Annotated in this window: 19 protein-coding genes; 4 read left to right on the forward strand and 15 right to left on the reverse strand. The window is 60.1% G+C overall.

Features of this window, described 5'->3' with window-relative positions; translation table 11 throughout:
- Nucleotides 1-15 precede the first annotated feature (15 nt).
- Genes BFL40_RS04590 through ubiE form a run of 5 tightly spaced genes read right to left on the reverse strand, consistent with a single transcriptional unit; the run spans nucleotide 16 to nucleotide 3,779 of the window.
- Nucleotides 16-348: a phosphoribosyl-ATP diphosphatase gene (locus BFL40_RS04590; RefSeq protein ID WP_027605032.1), complete on the reverse strand. Its 333-nt coding sequence runs from the start codon at nucleotides 346-348 to the stop codon at nucleotides 16-18.
- Nucleotides 349-350: 2 nt separating this feature from the next.
- The gene (gene hisI, locus BFL40_RS04595) at nucleotides 351-743 is read right to left on the reverse strand and encodes a phosphoribosyl-AMP cyclohydrolase (protein ID WP_012721796.1); all 393 of its coding nucleotides are present in this window, start codon (nucleotides 741-743) and stop codon (nucleotides 351-353) included.
- 41 nt (nucleotides 744-784) lie between these two features.
- The gene (gene ubiB, locus BFL40_RS04600; protein ID WP_071482646.1) at nucleotides 785-2,389 is read right to left on the reverse strand and encodes a ubiquinone biosynthesis regulatory protein kinase UbiB; all 1,605 of its coding nucleotides are present in this window, start codon (nucleotides 2,387-2,389) and stop codon (nucleotides 785-787) included.
- Nucleotides 2,386-3,009: a ubiquinone biosynthesis accessory factor UbiJ gene (locus BFL40_RS04605; protein WP_071482647.1), complete on the reverse strand. Its 624-nt coding sequence runs from the start codon at nucleotides 3,007-3,009 to the stop codon at nucleotides 2,386-2,388. Before BFL40_RS04605 ends, ubiB begins: the two co-directional genes overlap by 4 nt.
- Complete coding sequence (ubiE, locus tag BFL40_RS04610) at nucleotides 3,009-3,779, reverse strand: bifunctional demethylmenaquinone methyltransferase/2-methoxy-6-polyprenyl-1,4-benzoquinol methylase UbiE (RefSeq protein ID WP_003171186.1); 771 nt, start codon at nucleotides 3,777-3,779, stop codon at nucleotides 3,009-3,011. Before ubiE ends, BFL40_RS04605 begins: the two co-directional genes overlap by 1 nt.
- 144 nt (nucleotides 3,780-3,923) lie before the next feature.
- Between ubiE and BFL40_RS04615 the strand changes: the two genes are divergently transcribed.
- From BFL40_RS04615 to BFL40_RS04625, 3 genes are all read left to right on the forward strand, one after another.
- Nucleotides 3,924-4,199, forward strand: a complete 276-nt coding sequence (locus tag BFL40_RS04615) for a polyhydroxyalkanoic acid system family protein (RefSeq protein ID WP_071482648.1) — start codon at nucleotides 3,924-3,926, stop codon at nucleotides 4,197-4,199.
- A 105-nt stretch (nucleotides 4,200-4,304) separates the two neighbouring features.
- The gene (locus BFL40_RS04620; protein WP_071482649.1) at nucleotides 4,305-4,727 is read left to right on the forward strand and encodes a phasin family protein; all 423 of its coding nucleotides are present in this window, start codon (nucleotides 4,305-4,307) and stop codon (nucleotides 4,725-4,727) included.
- 12 nt (nucleotides 4,728-4,739) lie between these two features.
- Nucleotides 4,740-5,702 carry a phasin family protein gene (locus BFL40_RS04625; RefSeq protein ID WP_071482650.1) on the forward strand — a complete coding sequence of 321 codons (963 nt, stop codon included), beginning with the start codon at nucleotides 4,740-4,742 and terminating at the stop codon, nucleotides 5,700-5,702.
- Nucleotides 5,703-5,783: 81 nt separating this feature from the next.
- On the opposite strand, the gene BFL40_RS04630 is transcribed toward BFL40_RS04625, so the two are convergent.
- The 10 genes from BFL40_RS04630 to BFL40_RS04675 all read right to left on the reverse strand — a co-directional run bounded on the left by BFL40_RS04630 (nucleotide 5,784) and on the right by BFL40_RS04675 (nucleotide 18,564).
- On the reverse strand, nucleotides 5,784-6,404 hold the full coding sequence (locus BFL40_RS04630; RefSeq protein ID WP_071482651.1) for a TetR/AcrR family transcriptional regulator: 621 nt from the start codon (nucleotides 6,402-6,404) through the stop codon (nucleotides 5,784-5,786).
- A 27-nt stretch (nucleotides 6,405-6,431) separates the two neighbouring features.
- Nucleotides 6,432-8,114 carry a class II poly(R)-hydroxyalkanoic acid synthase gene (phaC, locus tag BFL40_RS04635; protein WP_071482652.1) on the reverse strand — a complete coding sequence of 561 codons (1,683 nt, stop codon included), beginning with the start codon at nucleotides 8,112-8,114 and terminating at the stop codon, nucleotides 6,432-6,434.
- A 91-nt stretch (nucleotides 8,115-8,205) separates the two neighbouring features.
- Nucleotides 8,206-9,051 (reverse strand): poly(3-hydroxyalkanoate) depolymerase, encoded by an 846-nt coding sequence (gene phaZ / locus BFL40_RS04640; protein ID WP_071482653.1) that lies wholly within the window; start codon nucleotides 9,049-9,051, stop codon nucleotides 8,206-8,208.
- Between the two features lie 104 nt (nucleotides 9,052-9,155).
- Complete coding sequence (gene phaC, locus BFL40_RS04645) at nucleotides 9,156-10,835, reverse strand: class II poly(R)-hydroxyalkanoic acid synthase (protein WP_071482654.1); 1,680 nt, start codon at nucleotides 10,833-10,835, stop codon at nucleotides 9,156-9,158.
- 249 nt (nucleotides 10,836-11,084) lie between these two features.
- Entirely contained in the window at nucleotides 11,085-11,462 is a 378-nt protein-coding gene (locus tag BFL40_RS04650; RefSeq protein ID WP_071482655.1) for a gamma-butyrobetaine hydroxylase family protein, read from the reverse strand.
- 94 nt (nucleotides 11,463-11,556) lie between these two features.
- Nucleotides 11,557-12,894 carry an ATP-dependent protease ATPase subunit HslU gene (hslU, locus tag BFL40_RS04655; RefSeq protein WP_071482656.1) on the reverse strand — a complete coding sequence of 446 codons (1,338 nt, stop codon included), beginning with the start codon at nucleotides 12,892-12,894 and terminating at the stop codon, nucleotides 11,557-11,559.
- Between the two features lie 38 nt (nucleotides 12,895-12,932).
- A complete protein-coding gene (gene hslV, locus BFL40_RS04660) occupies nucleotides 12,933-13,463 on the reverse strand; it encodes an ATP-dependent protease subunit HslV (protein ID WP_017738857.1) in 531 nt (176 codons plus the stop codon).
- A gap of 245 nt (nucleotides 13,464-13,708) precedes the next feature.
- The gene (locus tag BFL40_RS04665) at nucleotides 13,709-14,410 is read right to left on the reverse strand and encodes an SPOR domain-containing protein (protein ID WP_016972721.1); all 702 of its coding nucleotides are present in this window, start codon (nucleotides 14,408-14,410) and stop codon (nucleotides 13,709-13,711) included.
- Nucleotide 14,411: 1 nt separating this feature from the next.
- Nucleotides 14,412-16,148, reverse strand: a complete 1,737-nt coding sequence (gene argS, locus BFL40_RS04670) for an arginine--tRNA ligase (protein ID WP_071482657.1) — start codon at nucleotides 16,146-16,148, stop codon at nucleotides 14,412-14,414.
- Between the two features lie 196 nt (nucleotides 16,149-16,344).
- On the reverse strand, nucleotides 16,345-18,564 hold the full coding sequence (locus BFL40_RS04675; protein ID WP_071482658.1) for a primosomal protein N': 2,220 nt from the start codon (nucleotides 18,562-18,564) through the stop codon (nucleotides 16,345-16,347).
- A gap of 226 nt (nucleotides 18,565-18,790) precedes the next feature.
- On the opposite strand from BFL40_RS04675, the gene rpmE reads away from it, so the two are divergent.
- A complete protein-coding gene (gene rpmE / locus BFL40_RS04680) occupies nucleotides 18,791-19,024 on the forward strand; it encodes a 50S ribosomal protein L31 (RefSeq protein WP_071482659.1) in 234 nt (77 codons plus the stop codon).
- Nucleotides 19,025-19,112 lie beyond the last annotated feature (88 nt).

The raw sequence follows: 19,112 nt of genomic DNA on the forward strand, positions 1-19,112 counted from the left end.
CTCTGTGAAAGTTATTCAGGCGGACGGGCGCGAGGCCTTTTCGGCATGCCCGGACAAGCCGAAGCGACGGTCCAGTTCATCCAGCACTGCCTGTGGATGCTGCCCCAGTTGGGCGAGCATGACCAGGCTGTGGAACCACAAGTCGGCAGTTTCGTAGATCACATCGCTGCAGTCGCCGCTGATCTGCGCGTCCTTGGCTGCGATGATCGTCTCGATGGATTCCTCGCCGAGCTTTTCCAGAATTTTGTTCAGACCTTTGTGGTACAGGCTGGCGACATAGGAACTGTCGGCATCCGCGCCTTTGCGGTCTTCCAACACCTGGGCCACACGGTTCAGGGTATCGCTCATGTTCAGTGTCCTGCCGAGTAGATAGCGTGCGGGTCTTTGAGTACCGGTTCAACAACCTTCCATTCGCCGTTCTCGAACACGCGATAGAAGCAGCTGTGGCGACCGGTGTGGCAGGCGATGTCGCCGATTTGCTCGACCTTGAGGATCACCACGTCGGCGTCGCAGTCGATGCGCATCTCGTGCAGGGTTTGCACGTGCCCGGACTCTTCGCCCTTACGCCATAGTTTGCCACGCGAGCGTGACCAGTAGATGGCGCGCTGCTCAGTGGCAGTCAGGCTCAGGGCCTCGCGGTTCATCCAGGCCATCATCAGCACACGCCCGGTCTTGTAGTCCTGGGCAATGGCCGGCACCAGGCCGTCACTGTCCCACTTGATCTCGTCCAGCCAGTCTTTCATGTTCGGCTCCGGCAATTTGCGACAGTGTATAACCGGATTGGCTATCGACGCACGATCAGATAAACACCCACGGCGACCATGATGCCAGCGGGCCAGTGGCCCAGCTCATTCAGTGGCCCGCCAATGGCCAAAATTACGCCGCCCACCAGGTGCGCGGCGCCCAGCAGACGCAGGAACCAATCGTCCTTGCGCTTGTGCCACGGCGGCGCAGGGTCCTCGGCGTGGGGCTGGGACATGCGTTCCAGCAGGTCGCGGGTCATGTTGGCCAAGTGTGGCAGCTGTTCGAACTGGCTGTGCAGGTTGCCGATCAGGGTTTTCGGGCTGACGCGCTCGCGCATCCAGCGTTCCAGGAACGGTTGGGCGGTGTTCCACAGGTCGAGGTCCGGATACAGCTGGCGACCCAGGCCTTCGATATTCAGCAAGGTCTTTTGCAGCAGTACCAGCTGCGGCTGTACTTCCATGTTGAAGCGGCGCGCGGTCTGGAACAGGCGCATCAGCACTTGGCCGAAGGAAATATCTTTTAACGGTTTTTCAAAGATCGGTTCGCACACGGTGCGAATCGCCGCTTCGAATTCGTTGAGTTTGGTTTCCGCCGGCACCCAGCCCGAATCGATGTGCAACTGCGCCACGCGGCGGTAGTCACGCTTGAAGAAAGCGAACAAGTTGCGGGCCAGGTAGTCCTGGTCTTCCGGGGTCAGGCTGCCGACGATGCCGCAGTCGATCGCAATGTACTGCGGGCTCCACGGGTTGACGGTGCTGACGAAGATGTTGCCCGGGTGCATGTCGGCGTGGAAGAAGCTGTCGCGGAACACTTGGGTGAAGAAAATCTCCACGCCGCGCTCGGCGAGCATCTTCATGTCGGTGCGCTGGTCGGCCAGGGTGGCGAGGTCGGTGACCTGTACGCCATAGATACGCTCCATCACCAGCACTTTCGGGCGGCACCAGTCCCAATACACTTGCGGCACGTACAGCAGCGGCGAGCCTTCGAAGTTGCGCTTGAGCTGGCTGGCGTTGGCGGCTTCGCGCAGCAGGTCGAGTTCGTCGTAGATGGTTTTTTCGTAGTCGGCGACCACATCCACCGGGTGCAGCAGGCGCGCGTCGGCCGAGAAACGCTCGGCGGCGCGGGCGAGGATAAACAGCCACGCCAGGTCCTGGCCGATAATCGGCTTGAGACCCGGGCGGATCACCTTTACCACCACTTCTTCGCCGGTCTTGAGCTGCGCGGCGTGCACTTGCGCCACGGAGGCCGAGGCCAGCGGTTCGATGTCGAAGCGGCTGAACACTTCGCTGATTTTTTTACCAAGCTGCTCTTCGATCAGGTTGACCGATTGCTGGGAGTCGAACGGCGGTACGCGGTCTTGCAGCAGCATCAGCTCGTCGGCGATGTCTTCAGGCAGCAAGTCGCGGCGCGTGGAGAGGATTTGCCCGAACTTGATAAAGATCGGCCCCAAATCCTGTAACGCCAGGCGCAGGCGCGCACCACGGCTCAGCTCCAGCTGTTTGCGCGGGAACCAGCGCCACGGCAGCACGTAGCGCACCGCCAGCAGGAACCACGGCAGGGGCAGGGCGAACAGCAGGTCATCGAGGCGGTAGCGGATTACGACGCGCTGGATACGAAACAAACGGCGGACGGCGAGCAGCTTCATGCGTTATCGCTTGGATCAAGGGAACGGCTCAGGCGCTCGAAGCGCGCCTCAAGGCGTTCCAGGTCGATTTTGGCCTTGTCGAGTTCACGAAAGCGCGCTTGCGCTTCCCGTTCTCCGACCAGGGTGCGCGATTCTTCGCTCAAGTATTCGGCGAGGTTCTGGTTGAGGCTGGCGAATCCTTGCTGGTACCAGCGTGCGCGGCTGCGCAGGTGCCCGCTGATCAACTGGGTGGCCACAGGGCCGATCCAGCGTGACAGCTCGTATTCCCAGTCCAACTCCAGGTCTTGCAGCACGGCGGCCAGGTCCATCAGCACCGCGCTGTCGCCTTCCAGTTCCACTTCGGCGCTGTGCAGTATGGCGGTCTTGTTGCGGCTCAGGGCCAGGTGCAACAGGCTCGACGCCGGTGCGCGTAGCGTGCAGTCGGCCTCGGCGGCCCAGTCGGTCGCGAGCAGCAGGCCTTCATCACTGGGCAGGATAAACAGTTGCAAGGCGGGACTGCGGCAGTCGACGGCAATCACCTTGCCGTTCAAGTGCGCGAGCCGCGCCAGGGCGGTGCTGTCCAGGCGCAGTACACGATTGAGGCCGTGTTCAACGCTGGCCAGAAGACCTTTGAGCAGCATCAGGGCTTGATGCCGCGGTGCAGGGCGACGATGCCCGAGGTCATGTTGTGGTAGGTCACGCGGTCGAAGCCGGCCTCTACCATCATCGACTTCAGGGTTTCCTGGTCGGGGTGCATGCGGATCGATTCAGCCAGGTAGCGATAGCTTTCGGCGTCATTGGTGATCAGCTTGCCCATCAACGGCATGAAGGCAAAGGAGTAGGTGTCATAGACCTTGGACATCAGCGCGTTGGTCGGCTTGGAGAACTCCAGCACCAACAGACGGCCACCCGGCTTGAGTACGCGCAGCATCGAGCGGATCGCGTCTTCCTTGTGGGTCACGTTGCGCAGGCCGAAGGCGATGGTCACGCAGTCGAAATGGTTGTCCGGGAACGGCAGCTTTTCAGCATCTGCCTGGACGAATTCGATATTGCCGGCCACGCCTTTATCCAGCAGGCGATCGCGACCGACCTTGAGCATCGAGCCGTTGATGTCCGCGAGCACCACTTGGCCAGTGGGGCCGACGAGCTTGGAGAACTTGGCTGCCAGGTCGCCCGTACCACCGGCGATATCCAGTACGCGGTTGCCGGTGCGTACGCCCGACAGCTCGATGGTGAAACGCTTCCACAGGCGGTGCATACCGCCCGACAGCACGTCGTTCATCAGGTCGTACTTGGCGGCTACGGAGTGGAACACCTCAGCGACTTTTTCCGCTTTTTGGCTTTCCGGGACGTTCTTGAAGCCGAAGTGAGTGGTGGGTTCGGCATCGCTGCCTTTGCGCTGATCAGTCATATCGCTGTCACCAAAAGAGAATGCGGGACATGATAATCCCCAAGGCCTGCTTTGTCTTGGCAAGGCTGAAGGTAAGATAGGCGGTCACCGAGACCTTTTGCCGCACGGAAGGTGTTCCAGTCGTTATAAAGAGGAGTCATAGCAATGGCCCGTATTACCGTTGAGCGTGCACATACCCTGGGTAAAGAAGGCGCGCGGGCAAAGGCCGAGAAGTTGGCGCACAAACTCAAGGAACAATATGGCCTGGAGCCGTCGTGGTCCGGCGATACCTTGAACCTCAAGCGTTCGGGGGTTAAAGGCACGGTATTAGTCGCCGATGACTCACTGCGCATTGATGTGGAACTGGGCCTGTTGATGTCGGCCATGAGTGGCACCATCAAGTCCGAAATCGAGAAGGCCCTGGATAAGGCACTGGCCTGATCGATGTGTTCTTAGGGTGCCGATTCTAATTTTTCACCCTACTTTGTGCCCAAGCCCTCAACTCCTGTGGGCCGTTCCTCCACCCTATTTTGCGTGAGGTGCACCATGGCCAAAGTTATTTTGAAGAAAAAAATCGACGTTCAATCCACCGCCCTGAGTGACGTTAAAAGCTATGCCCGCAAGATCTGGCTGGCGGGACTTGGCGCCTATGCCAAGGTCGGCAGCGAGGGCAGCGAGTACTTCAAAGAGCTGGTTAAGACCGGTCAACATGTTGAAAGTAAAGGCAAAAAAGTTGTGGTTGAACAACTTGATGCCGCCAACAGTCAGATTGACCAAGTAAAGAGTAACGTCTCGAGCGTCAAAGGTTTGGTTGAAGTTCAACTGGATAAAGTTGAAAAAGCTTTTGACACGCGTGTTGCAAGTGCCTTGAATCGGATCGGCATTGCGTCTAAACATGACGTTGAGACACTCTCTGCTAAGCTCGAAGAGCTGACGGCATTGCTAGAACGTGTCGCGCGTAAACACTAAGGAGACATCGGGATGGCTGTTAAGAAGACTACTCAGAAAGAAAACAGCTCGTGGATCGGGGAAGTTGAAAAATATTCCCGTAAGATCTGGCTGGCTGGTTTAGGCGTGTATTCGAAGGTTAGCAGTGACGGCGGCAAATACTTCGATACTTTGGTCAAGGACGGCGAGAAGGCCGAGAAGTTGACCAAGAGCACGGTTGGTAAAAAAGTTGAAGCGGCCAAGGCAACTGCCGGTTCCGCCAAGTCGAGCATTTCTGACACCTGGGGCAAGTTGGAAGAAACTTTCGACAAGCGCCTCAACAGTGCCATTTCGCGACTGGGCGTACCTAGCAAAGCAGAGCTCAAAACGCTGCACAGCAAGGTCGATACCCTGACCAAGCAAATCGAAAAACTCACCGGCGCTAAAGTGGCTCCCGTGAAAGCTGTCGCTGCAAAACCTGCTGCCAAGCCTGCCGCTAAAACCGCAGCTGCCAAACCCGCGGCTAAACCTGCGGCCAAGCCTCTGGTGAAAGCCGCGGCCAAGCCTGCTGCAAAACCTGCGGCCAAGGCTCCAGCCAAAGCAGCAGCAAAACCTGCCGCCAAGCCTGCTGCGAAAACCGCAGCCGCCAAACCGGCTGCCAAGCCTGCCGCTAAACCCGTGGCCGCTAAAGCTGCTGCCAAGCCTGCTGCAAAACCAGCCGCCAAACCAGCGGCTAAAACCGCCGCCGCCAAACCTGCCGCCAAGCCGGCTGCTGCAAAACCAGCCGTCAAGCCAGCTGCGGCAAAACCTGTGGCTGCCAAGCCGGCGGCAAAACCTGCTGCAGTGAAGAAACCAGCGGTAGCCAAAAAACCAGCAGCCGCCAAACCTGCTGTTGCGGCCAAGCCTGCTACCTCGGCGCCAACCGCTTCGACAGCCAACTCGGTTTCCGCACCGACACACGCTGTTGCAACCTCGACTGCAACGCCGGTAACCCCGACGCCATCCAGTCAGTCCTGATTTTATCAGGGCGTAAAAAATGCCCGGCCTGCAAAGGTCGGGCATTTTTTTATGGCGCAGCTTCTTCAACGCCACACATTTTTAATCTATGTCATCCAGGTATTTCAGCGCGAATTTCTCGGTTGCCAGCCGTGCCGGCAACAACAGATGTGGCGCCACCAGCATCATGATCTGGTACACCACCACTCGCACTTCACCTTCACGGTCCAGAATCCGCTGGTAATCCAGGGAAAACAGCAAGGTCATGGTGATCTGCTCCACCAGTTGCCCCAACGCCTGGGTGCCACTGACCAACTGCCCCGATGCCTTCAACCGCGCGAGCAATGACGCCAGGGTGCGCTTGAGCGCCGTCAGCAGGTTGCGAATACCCTTGGCCAGTTTTGGCAGGCGCCCGGCCAGGTTCGACAGGTCCTGGAACAGAAACCGGTAATGGGCCATGCGCTCGACGATCAAGTGCAGGAACAGCCAATAGTCCTCGGCCTCCAACTGCGCATCCGCCGGTGGGTCGAGCAGCGGTGCCAACTCACATTGAAAGCGCTCGAACAATCCGAGCACCAACGGCTCCTTGCCATGGAAGTGGTAGTAGAGGTTGCCCGGGCTGATCCCCATTTCATTGGCCACCTCCATGGTCGACACGTTCGGTTCGCCCTTCTGGTTGAACAACTGCAGGGCACATTCAAGGATACGGTCGCGGGTCTTCATCCAGTCTTCTTAATGTGATCGTTGAGCTCAGCGCACACGCACGTAAGTGCCTGGCGCCGCTTCCATCGGTGGGTAATTCTGGTTGCCCAGGGCAGTCAGGGTTTCGCGCTGTACGCCTGAGCGTTGCTGAATCCACTCCAGCCACTGCGGCCACCAGCTGCCTTCGACGTGGTTGGCGTCGTAGTACCAGGCGCGCGGGTCGCTGCTTAGCTTGGGGTTCTCGACGTAGTTAGCCTTGGGGTTGCCCGGCGGGTTGAGGATGCTCTGGATATGCCCGCTATTGGACAGCACAAAGCGCTTGTCACCACCCAGCAGTTGGGTCGAGCGATACACCGCGTCCCATGGCGTGATGTGGTCGTTGATCCCGGCCACGCTGAAGCTGTCCACCGTGACCTTCTGCAAATCAATCGGTGTACCGCATACCTCCAGGCCGCCGGGATGGCTCAACGGGTTGTGCTTGAAGAAGTCCAGCAGGTCGCCATGCAGCGCGGCGGGCAGACGCGTGTTGTCGTTGTTCCAGTACAGGATGTCGAAGGCCGGCGGCTCCTTGCCCAACAGGTAATTGTTGATCCAGTAGTTCCAGATCAGATCGTTGGGGCGCATCCAGGCAAACACCTTGGCCATGTCGCGGCCGTCCAGCACGCCTTGCTGGTAGGAACGACGCTTGGCGGCTTCCAGAGTCTGTTCGTCGGCGAACAGGGTGGCGGGGCTGTCGATCTGGCTGTCCAGCAGGCTCACCAGGTAACTGGCACTGGAGATGCGCCGCAGTTGACGTTTGGCTTGCAGGTGACCTTGCAGGGCGGCAATGGTCAGGCCGCCTGCGCAAGCGCCCATCAGGTTGACCTCGCGGGCGCCAGTGATGGCTCGGCATACGTTGAGTGCTTCCTCCAAGGCCGCAACGTAGGTGGAGAGCCCCCATTCACGGTGGCGCACATCCGGGTTGCGCCAACTGACCATGAACGTCTGCAGGCCGTTTTTCAGGGCGAACTGCACAAAGCTGTTGGCTGGGCTGAGGTCGAAGATGTAGTACTTGTTGATTTGCGGCGGCACTATCAGCAGCGGTTTGGCGTACTGTTTTTCGCTCATGGGCTTGTACTGGATCAACTCCAGCAGCTCATTACGAAACACCACTGAGCCTGGGGTGGTAGCGACCGTTTTGCCCACTTCAAAGGCGTGCTTGCTCACCTGGCGCGGCAGGCCATTGTTGTGCAGCAGGTCTTCGAACAGGTTGCTCACGCCGCGCACCACGCTGTTGCCGCCGGAGTTGAGCAGCTCCTTGATGGCCAGCGGGTTGAGCAGGGTGTTTGAGGGAGAGACCGCATCGTTGAGCAGGGAAAAAGCAAAGTGCGCACGGGCCCGGTCATCGGCACTCAGCGTACTGTCGTCGATCCAGTGGCGGGCTTGCTTTTGCCAGCTCAAGTAGGCTTGCAGGCTACGCCGGTACAGCGGGTTGAGCTTCCAGGTGGGGTCACTGAAGCGGCTGTCGTGGGGGTTGGGTTCATGCACGGCTTCACCCAGCAAGACGCGGCCCAGTTGTCCGCCCAGGGCCAGGGCATGACGGGCGGTATGCACCGGGTTGCGCAAGCCGTGGGCGGCTACGCTGCGCAGGGTCGACAGCAAATCTCGACCGCGCAGGCCGGTGATCGCATTTTGCGCATTGATGAACGCCGCCGGGGTGGGCGCCGGGTTCGTCACGGGTCTTTCTCGCATGAGCCAACACTCCTTCGTCAAGCCATCATCAACAGGCACGCCAATTCAGAACCATAGTCGGTTCTTGGCAAGTTGCGCGGCGGTGTGGTCCTTACACCGCGGGTCGCGGGTGAATCACTGCCCGCATGCGCTCCTCCTCGAGAAATTTCATGATGATCGGCGCTACGGCTTCGGCGCGGGTGATCAGGAACAGGTGGCCGTCATCGATGACGTGTAACTGTGCGTTGGGAATGCGCCAGGCCAGCATGCGCATGTTGATCAGGGGGATCAGCGGGTCGTCGTCCCCCGCCAGCACCAGGGTCGGTTGGCGGATCTTGTGCAGCCAGTGGATGCTGGTCCAGCCCAGCCCCGCAAACAGCTGCCAGTAGTAACCCAGCTTGCCGGCCGAGCGCACTTTGCTGGCGTGCTCGGCGGCCAATTTCGAATCGCGGCGGAACGAGCCGCCATAAATCATCGGCGCAATGCGCACCACGTGGGAGGGTTGGATGTAGCGCCGAGGGCTTGCCATCAGCCACAGCACCTTCGGCTTGCCCGGCACCATCACCGCGCCCGCCGCCGTGGCCGCCAGGATCAGCTTCTTGCAGCGCTCCGGGTAGTCATAGGCAAATTGCTGCGCCAAAGCCCCGCCCCAGGAAACTCCCACCACGTTAACCTGGCCGTAGTCGAGGTAATCGAGCATGCGCGCAGTGAGTTTGGCCAGGCCGGGAAATCGATAAGGCCGATTGGGTGTCGAGGACCCGCCCACCCCTGGCACATCGAAGGCGATCACTTCCAGGTCCGGGTCCAGGGCCTGGACGAACGGAAACACCAACTCAAGGTTGGCGCCGATGCCGTTGAAGATCAGCAACGGCGTCAAATGAGGCTTGCCCGGGCGTACCGCCGTGCGGATGGTCTGGCCATCCAGGTCGATGGTACGGAAGATGAACGGTTGCGGCATGCTCAAGCCCTGTGAAGTGGCACTACTTGTCTGTAGGAACTCGGTCAATGTGGGAGCAGGCAAGCCGGCCCCCACACTGACCTCATTTCAACCACAAAATTTGCTTATCGTTCATGCACATATGTACCCGGCGCCGCCTCAGCTGCGCCATAGGCTTTATTACCCAAACTCGTCGGCGCTTTCTTCAACTTACCCGCGCGCTCTGCCTGCCAAACCTGCCAATGCAGCCACCAGGAGTCGGTGTGCTTGGTGGCATTCTCCTGCCATTCCAGCGCTTTGCCCGACAGGCTGTCACTGGTCTGGTAGCGCGCCTTGGGGTTGCCCGGCGGATTAAGGATGCTCTGGATGTGACCACTGCTGGACAGCACGAATTCAACCTTGCCGCCAAACAGCTGGGCTGATTTGTAGCAGGACTGCCATGGTGTGATGTGATCGTTGGTGCCGGCCAATGAGTAGATATCGGCGGTGACCTTCTTGAGATCGATCGGCGTGCCGCACACTTCCAGTGCATCGGCGCGCACCAGCGGGTTGTTCTTGAACAGTTCGATCAAGTCGCCGTGGAATGCCGCAGGTAAGCGCGTGGTGTCGTTGTTCCAGAACAGGATGTCGAACACCGGCGGCTCGTTGCCCAGGAGGTAGTTATTGACCCAGTAGTTCCAGATCAGGTCGTTGGGGCGCATCCACGCGAACACCTTGGCCATGTCGCGGCCTTCCAGCACGCCAGCCTGGTAGGAGTGGCGCTTGGCGGCCTCCAGGGTTTGCTCGTCGACGAACAGCGCCACCTGGGTGTCCAGAGTGGTGTCCAGCACGCTCACCAGCAGGGTCAGGGCGTTGACCTTCTTCTCTCCCAGTGCCGCGTAGTGGCCGAGCAACGCGGTGCAGGTAATGCCGCCGGAGCAGGCGCCAAGCATGTTGACGTCCTTGCTGCCGGTAATGGCGGTGACCACATCGACGGCTTCCTTGAGTGCCTCGATATAGGTCGACAGGCCCCATTCGCGCTGGGCCTTGGTCGGGTTGCGCCAACTGACGATAAAAGTCTGTTGGCCGTTGCGCAGGCAAAAGCGCGCCAGGCTCTTATCCGGGCTCAGGTCGAATACGTAGAATTTGTTGATCTGCGGCGGCACCACCAGTAATGGGCGCTCGTGCACCTGCTCGGTGATGGGCTTGTACTGGATCAGCTCCAGCACGTCGTTGCGAAACACGACCGCGCCTTCGGTGGTGCCCAGGGTCTTGCCGACTTCAAAGGCGCCCATGTTGACCTGGCTCGGCATGCCGCCGTTGTGCACCATGTCCTTGGCCAGATGGGACAGGCCATCGAGCAGGCTTTTGCCGCCGGTTTCAAAGAAGCGTTTGATCGCCGCCGGGTTGGCCGCACTGTTGGTGGGGGCCATGGCTTCGGTCATCAGGTTGATCACGAAGTGACCGCGGCTGATGTCCTGTTCCGACAAGTTGCTGTCACCGATCCAGTCGTGGAGTTCCTTGCGCCACGCCAGGTAGGTTTGCAGGTAACGTTTGTAGAGCGGGTTCTGGCTCCACGCAGGGTCATGAAAGCGGCGGTCGTCGCTTTCGGGCACCAGTTGCGATTTGCCGAACATCACGTTCTTCAATTCGACGCCAAAGTGGGCGACGTGCTTGACGCTGTGCAACGGTTGCTTGATGGCCTGGGTCAGCACCATCTTCGCCGAGGCCAGTAAATCCTTTTTACGTAACGCGATGATCGGGTTCAGCCCCAGGGTGTTTTCTGAGGCCTGGCGTTTCAAGTCATCGTTGTTCTTGTTACTCATCTACGACGCTCCATTGTCCGAAAGACGAGTACCGGGTACTGCTGTGCACCCAATTTCGATACACAACACAAGCCTGGTACTGCGACTCGGGTGACCGTTGATACCGCATCGTCAAATGCAGGGAACTTGCCAGTTCCATTGGTTACCCGAGTTTAATTTTTTTCGCAAGCGGGCCAATCGTTGGCCACGAGAGAGGGCATTCAAGCAGATGAAATTAGAAAATGCCCTCTAAAGAGCAAGAAGCCTGGACTAGAGCATCAGCCGCACGATCGACTCACTCGGATCGCGGGTTTTTCCAGCGGCTTTGAGCTCAGCCAGGTAATCGGCCCACAACGCATCCTGGCGCATGGCCAACTGGTAAAGGTAGTCCCAGGTGAACAGTCCGCTGTCATGCCCGTCGTCGAAGGTCAATTTCAGTGCGTACTGCCCGGCCGGTTCTATCTTGGTCAACCGGACGTTGAGCTTGCCGAACTGGAGAATGGGTTTGCCGTGGCCCTGGACCTCGGCGGAAGGTGAGTGCACCCGCAACAGTTCGGCGGGCAACTGATAGACCTCGTCGGGCCCGTAGGTGAGGCCGAGGGTGTTGGAGGTTTTGTGCAGGTTTATAGCGGTAGGGAGTTTAGACATAGTGAACCGCCCAAAGATGATCCTGAAGGAACCGGCTCAAAAATGTGGGAGCGGGCTTGCTCCCACATTAAAGCAAAGCGGTCCTGTGTGAGGCTTACAGGATATAACGAGACAGATCTTCGTTTTGCGCCAATTCGCCCAGGTGGCTGTTGACGTAGTCGGCGTCGATCTTGATCACTTCGCCATTCTGCGCACCGGCCAAATCGCCAGCACTGAAGGACACTTCCTCAAGCAGACGCTCAAGCAGGGTGTGCAGGCGACGAGCACCAATGTTCTCGGTCTTTTCGTTGACCTGCCAGGCGATCTCCGCCAGGCGCTTGATACCGTCTGGCAGGAACTCGATCCCCAAACCTTCGGTTTTCAACAGCTCGCGGTATTGCTCGGTGAGCGACGCGTGCGGCTCGCTGAGGATGCGCTCGAAGTCGCCCGGCGTCAGTGCCTTGAGTTCCACGCGAATCGGCAGACGGCCTTGCAGCTCCGGCACCAGGTCGCTTGGCTTGCTCAAGTGGAACGCACCAGAGGCGATAAACAGGATGTGGTCGGTCTTGACCATGCCCAGCTTGGTATTCACGGTGCAGCCTTCGATCAGCGGCAGCAGGTCGCGCTGCACACCTTCACGGGACACATCGACACCGCCGGAGTTGCCGCGTTTGGCCACCTTGTCGATCTCGTCGATAAACACGATACCGTGCTGCTCAACTGCTTCCAGGGCCTTGGCTTTGAGCTCTTCCTCATTCACCAGGCGTCCGGCTTCTTCGTCACGCACCAATTTCAGTGCTTCCTTCACTTTGAGCTTGCGGCTTTTCTTCTTGCCCTTGCCCATGTTGGAGAACAGGTTCTGCAACTGGCTGGTCATTTCTTCCATGCCAGGCGGGGCAGAGATATCCACGCCGGAGATTTCGGCGACTTCAATCTCGATTTCCTTGTCGTCCAGCTGGCCTTCGCGCAGGCGTTTGCGGAACAGTTGGCGAGTGTTGGAATCCGAGGCTGGGGCGGCGTCTTCGTTGAAACCCATGCGTGCCGGTGGCAGCAGGGCGTCGAGGATGCGGTCTTCGGCGGCGTCTTCAGCGCGGTGGCTGACCTTGGTCATTTCCTGTTCGCGCAGCAGCTTCAGGGCGGCGTCGGCCAGGTCACGAATGATCGACTCAACGTCGCGGCCTACGTAGCCCACTTCGGTGAACTTGGTGGCTTCGACCTTGATGAACGGTGCATTGGCCAGTTTGGCCAGGCGTCGGGCGATTTCGGTTTTACCGACGCCGGTCGGGCCGATCATCAGGATGTTTTTCGGCGTTACTTCAACGCGCAGTTCTTCGGGTAGTTGCATCCGGCGCCAGCGGTTACGCAGCGCAATGGCAACAGCGCGCTTGGCATCGTCCTGGCCGATGATATGGCGATTGAGTTCATGGACGATTTCGCGGGGAGTCATGGACATAGTATTTGGCGGTCCTCAAGCGGGAATAAGCCTACGGCTTACTCGGCGAGGTCCTGCTCCTCAATGGTCAGATTGTGGTTGGTAAACACGCAGATATCGCCGGCGATACCCAGGGCAGTCTCGACAATTTCCCGGGCTGACAGGTCAGTTTTCTTCAACAGCGCGCTGGCTGCAGCTTGTGCATAGCCACCGCCGGAACCCATGGCGATCAAGCCGTTTTCCGGCTCTACCACGTCGCCGTTGCCGGTGATGATCAAGGAGGCGTCTTTGTTGGCAACAGCCAGCATGGCTTCGAGGCGGCTGAGGGAGCGGTCGGTGCGCCATTCTTTGGCGAGTTCGACAGCGGCGCGTACGAGGTGGCCCTGGTGTTTTTCCAGCTGGCCTTCGAAACGCTCGAAGAGGGTGAAGGCGTCGGCGGTGGCGCCGGCAAAGCCTGCCAGAACCTGGCCGTGGTACAGGCGACGCACTTTTTTGGCGTTGCCTTTCATCACGGTGTTGCCAAGGGAAACCTGGCCGTCGCCGCCCATGACGACTTTGCCGTGGCGACGAACTGAAACGATGGTGGTCAAGGGGAGAGTCTCCACGCAGCGGGGCGAAAATGCCCTGATGGAAACTCATATGGGGGTGGCGGGGGGGATTTCAACTGTAGGACTGTGGTGAGCGGGCTTGTCCAGCGTTGGGCTGCGTAGCAGCCCGAATAGGAGCGACGCATTTTTCAGACAGGCGGTGATGCTGGATCTGAGGGGCTGCTGCGCAGCCCAACGCTGGACAAGCCCCCTCGCCACAACTGCTCGTCCATTGAGCGATTACGAAATTACCGGCTCTGGCGTTGTTGTAACAACAGGTTGCTAAACCCTGCGCCAGCCAATTGCTTCTGCGCCACGGTCAGTTGTTCACGGTTGCTGAACGGCCCTACCAGTACGCGATACCACGTCGCGTCCTTCACCGTGCCGGACTCCACCGTCACGGCCTGGCCCAGCAGAATGATCTGCGCGCGCACCCGATCCGCATCCGCCTGTTTCGGGAACGAGCCCGCTTGCAGGAAGAACTTGGTCACCGGTGCAGCCTTGGTGGTCGCCACCGGCGGCGGTGGCGGTGGGGTAATTCCTGCCAGCGCGGCTTGGGCGCGTGCGGTGTCGATTTTTGCCGCTTCCGCTGGGGTGACCGGCGTGGTCGGCACTTGCGGCGTCGGCAGGGTTTTCTCCGGCACGGCGTCAGGCGGCACAATCACTTCCGATTCCGGCAGCAGTGTGTAGAAATCGTACTTCGGCTTCACCGGAGCCGTTGGGCTCGGCGCAGTCTTGTTGGCCTCGGCAATTTTTGTGGCCTTCTGCTGCTCTTGCTTGACGCGTTTGACGTCATCGCCCTTGCCCGGCTCCAGCTTCATCAGAATCACGACAAACGCACCGACCGCCAGGCCGATGGCCATCCACAGCCAGCCCGGAATTGGCTTCTTCGCGGGTGCCTGGTAGCGGCTGGCGCCGCGCTTGGGTGCTGGTTTTTTCTTGGCAGCCAACTTACATACGCTCCAGGGTTTCCAGGCCTAACAATTCCAGGCCTTGCTTGAGGGTCCGTCCAGCCAGTGCGGCGAGGCGCAGGCGACTTTGCTTCTGGGCTTCGTCGTCGGCGGTGAGGATCGGGCAGTTCTCGTAGAAGCTGGAGAACAGGCCGGCGACCTCGTACAGGTAGGTGCACAGGATATGCGGCGTGCCTTTCTCGCCGACGCTGTTCAACACTTCGCCGAACTGCGCCAGTTTCGCCGCCAGTTCCTGTTCGTGCGGTGCATCCAGGACGATCTGGCCTTCGACTTCGCTGAAGTCTTTGCCCAGCTTGCGGAACACACCCGCCACGCGGGTGTAGGCGTACAGCAGGTACGGCGCGGTGTTGCCTTCGAAGTTGAGCATCAGTTCGAAGTTAAAGCTGTAGTCACTGGTGCGGTGCTTGGACAGGTCGGCGTATTTCACCGCGCCAATCCCCACCACGCGAGCGATGTTGCGCAGGTCGGCTTCGGCCAGCTCCGGATTCTTTTCCTTCACCAGGTTGTAGGCACGCTCCTGGGCTTCGTTCAGCAGGTCGATCAGCTTCACGGTGCCGCCGTCGCGGGTCTTGAACGGGCGGCCGTCGGCGCCGTTCATGGTGCCGAAGCCCATGTGTTCCATGTGCATCGGGTGGGTCACGAAACCGGCGCGGCGCGCCACTTCGAACACCTGTTGGAAGTGCAGGGCCTGGCGCTGGTCGACAAAATACAGCGCACGATCAGCCTTGAGCACACCGCTGCGGTAGCGCACGGCCGCCAGGTCGGTGGTGGCGTAGAGGTAGCCGCCATCGGCCTTGACGATGATCACCGGCAGCGGCTCGCCATCGGCGGTCTTGAACTCTTCGAGGAACACGCATTGCGCGCCGTTGCTTTCAACCAACAGGCCCTTGGCCTTGAGGTCGTTGACCACGTTGATCAGGTCGTCGTTGTAGGCGCTTTCGCCCATTACGTCAGCCATGGTCAATTTAACGTTGAGCAGCTCGTAGATTTCCTGGCAGTGGGACAGGGAAATCTCACGGAAGCGGCCCCACAGTTCCAGGCATTCCTTGTCACCGGCTTGCAGCTTGACCACCAAGCCGCGGGCACGGTCGGCGAACTCTTCGGATTCGTCGAAGCGCTTCTTGGCCGCGCGGTAGAAGTTTTCCAGGTCCGACAGTTCATTGCTGGTGATCGGGTTTTCCTGCAGGTAAGCCATCAGCATGCCGAACTGGGTGCCCCAGTCGCCCACATGGTTCTGACGGATTACGGTGTCGCCGAGAAACTCCAGCACGCGTGCCACGCCGTCGCCAATGATGGTCGAGCGCAGGTGGCCCACGTGCATCTCTTTGGCCAGGTTCGGCGCAGAGAGGTCGACAGCCACGCGTTGCAGCGCGCCAGCCTTGCGCACGCCGATCTTGGCGTCGGCCAGTGACGCGTCCAGGCGCGAAGCCAGGGCCTGGGTGTTCTGGAAGAAATTGATAAAGCCAGGGCCAGCGATTTCAGCTTTGCTGACCTGTGGGTCGGCAGGCAGGGCGGCGATGATTTTCTCCGCCAAGTCGCGCGGTTTCAGGCCCGCAGGCTTGGCCAGCATCATCGCGATGTTGCTGGCGAAGTCGCCGTGGGTCTTGTCGCGGGTGTTCTCCACCTGGATCGCCGGCGTCAGGCCTTCAGGCAACACACCTTCGTTGACGAGTTGGGTGAGGGCTTGTTGGATCAGCTGGCGAATGGTGTCTTTCATGGTGTTCTCTTTCGACCGCAAGCGGCGGCGCGCGATGCGCAGGTGGAAAAACTGGGCATTATCCGTGGCGAGGGCGGGCTTGCCAACCGTTCAGGCCAGATGGCGGACCTGCGGGCCTCATCGCGGGCAAGCCCGCTGCCACATTTTAACGTGTGAATACTTCTACATGTGGGCGCTGGTTTGCCTGAGATCGTTATCAATACAAATCTACCGGGTCCACATCCAACGACCATCGCACTTGCCGACCGCTGGGCATTTGCTCCAAGGCAAGCAACCAGCTACTTAATAGCCGATGCAGCGGTGCACGCGACGTTGCCTGCAAGAGTAGCTGAGCGCGATAACGTCCGGCGCGGCGTTCCATGGGGGCGGGCACCGGGCCGAGCAATTCGATGCCGGTCAGACTCAGTTCGCCGAGCAAACGTTCGGCGGCGCTGCACGCTTCATCGAGAAAACTTTCGGCTTGCCCCGGCTTATGCGCTTCTGCGCGCAGTAGCGCCAAATGAGAGAAGGGCGGCAGGCCGGCGGAGCGGCGTTCGCTCAATGCCTGTTCGGCGAAAGCAAAGTAGCCTTGTTCGGTCAGCTGAATCAGCAGCGGATGATCGGCCAGGTGCGTCTGGATAATCACTCTGCCCGGTTCTTCGGCCCGCCCGGCGCGGCCTGCGACCTGCACGATCAACTGCGCCATGCGTTCGCTGGCGCGGAAGTCGCCGGAGAACAGGCCGCCGTCGGCATCCAGAATTGACACCAGGGTCACCCGTGGAAAGTGATGACCTTTGGCAAGCATCTGTGTGCCGATCAGAATGCACGGCTGGCCTTTCTGGATGGTGGCGAACAGTTGGGTCATCGCGTCTTTGCGCGAGGTGCTGTCGCGGTCGACCCGCAGCACCGGGTAATCCGGGAATAGAATGCCCAGGCGCTCTTCGGCGCGTTCGGTACCCGCGCCAACCGGGCGCAAATCCACCTTGCCGCACTGCGGGCAGTGGCGCGGCAACCGCTCCACATGACCGCAGTGATGGCAGCGCAGCTCGCCGTGGCGCTGGTGCACGGTCATGCGCGCATCGCAGCGCTCGCACTCGGACATCCAGCCGCAGTCGTGGCACAGCAGTGTCGGCGCAAAGCCGCGGCGGTTGAGGAACACCAAGACTTGCTGGCCGGCGGCAAGGGTCTGGCCAATGGCTTGCTGCATAGGCCCGGAAATACCGCTGTCCAGTGGACGGCTTTTTACGTCCAGGCGCAGGAAACGTGGCTGCTTGGCCCCGCCTGCGCGTTCGTTGAGGCGTAGGAGGCCGTAACGGCCGGTGTAGGCGTTGTGCAGGCTTTCCAGGGATGGGGTCGCCGAGCCCAGCACAATCGGGATGTCTTCCTGGCGCGCCCGCACCAGCGCCAAGTCGCGGGCGTGGTAGCGCAGGCCTTCCTGCTGTTTATAGGAGCCGTCGTGCTCCTCGTCGATGATGATCAGCCCGGGGTTTTTCATCGGGGTGAACAGTGCCGAACGGGTGCCGATAATAATGTCGGCGTCGCCGTCCCGCGCCGCCAGCCAGGATTCCAGGCGCTCGCGGTCGTTGACCGCCGAATGCACCAAGGCGATGCGGGCATTGAAGCGTTGCTCGAAGCGCGCCAGGGTTTGCGGGCCCAGGTTGATCTCCGGGATCAGCACCAGCGCTTGTTTGCCGGCCTGCAGGGTTTCGCGGATCAACTGCAAATAGACTTCGGTCTTGCCGCTGCCTGTTACGCCGGCCAGTAGAAAGGCGTGGAAACTGTCGAAGCCTGCGCGGATCGCTTCATACGCAGCGCGTTGCTCGGTGTTCAGCGGCAATTCCGGTTGGGCCAGCCAATGTTCATGGCGAGCATCGGGTGCGTGCTTGCGGATTTCTACCTGTACCAGGCCCTTGGCGAGCAACAGGTCGAGGCTGTCTTTGCTCAGCATCAGCTTACTTAATAGCTGATGCGCCACGCCGTGGGGGTGCTGGGCCAGGGTCGCCAGGGCTTCACGTTGGCGTGGGGCGCGGGCGATGCGCGGGTCGTCGAGGCGTGCGCCGGGCACCGTCGACCAGAAGCGTTCCTGGCGCGATTCGGCCAGTTCGCCCTGGCGCAGCAGCACCGGGAGCGCCCAGCTCAAGGTATCGCCCAGGCTGTGTTGGTAATACTGGGCGGTCCACAGGCATAACTTGAACAGCGCCGGCGGCAGTGGCGGCGTGGCGTCGAGGATCGCCAGGGCTGGTTTGAGTTTTTCAGCCGGGACTTCGCTGTGGTCGGCGACTTCCACCAGGATGCCGATCATTTCCCTGCGCCCAAACGGCACACGCACACGCATGCCCGGCTGCAACTGTGCCCGCAACACGCCGGCCGGGGCACGGTAGTCGAACAGGCGGCGCAGGGGCGAGGGCAGGGCTAGGCGCAAAATGGCGTCGGGCACGCGGAGGGTCTCATATAAGGCAGGCGGTGGTGCAGGGGCGGGAGCCTAGCAGACAGGGGAAGGCTTGGGTATGCCGTGGTTTTCTGATGAAAGGGGCTTTTACGTGGGGAATCGGCCGCAAGGGCTGCTTGCGTGTTTAAAAAGGTCTGGTAGAATCCGCGGCCTAATTACGTGCGGTATTCGACAATAGTGTCGAGTGGCGGCACGCTAGCCCGAGGAAGTCACCATGAAAGCCGATATCCATCCAGCGTACGAAGTCATCGACGTAACTTGCAGCTGCGGCAACAAGTTCCAGACCCGTTCGAACCTGTGCAAGCCACTGGGTACTGACGTATGCAACGAGTGCCACCCGTTCTACACCGGTAAGCAGAAAACTCTGGACACCGGCGGCCGTGTACAGCGCTTTGCTGATCGTTTCGGTACTTTCGGCAAGAAGCCTGCTGCTACTCCAGCAGAGTAAGGCTCAAAAGCCTTTTGGGCTTTTGCTTGCTGTTCAAGAAGGCGTCCCTAGTGGACGCCTTTTTTGTACCTGGAATTTGGCTGTGGAC

The sequence above is a fragment of the Pseudomonas costantinii genome, assembly GCF_001870435.1.
In the GTDB taxonomy this organism is placed as follows: Bacteria; Pseudomonadota; Gammaproteobacteria; order Pseudomonadales; family Pseudomonadaceae; genus Aquipseudomonas; species Aquipseudomonas costantinii.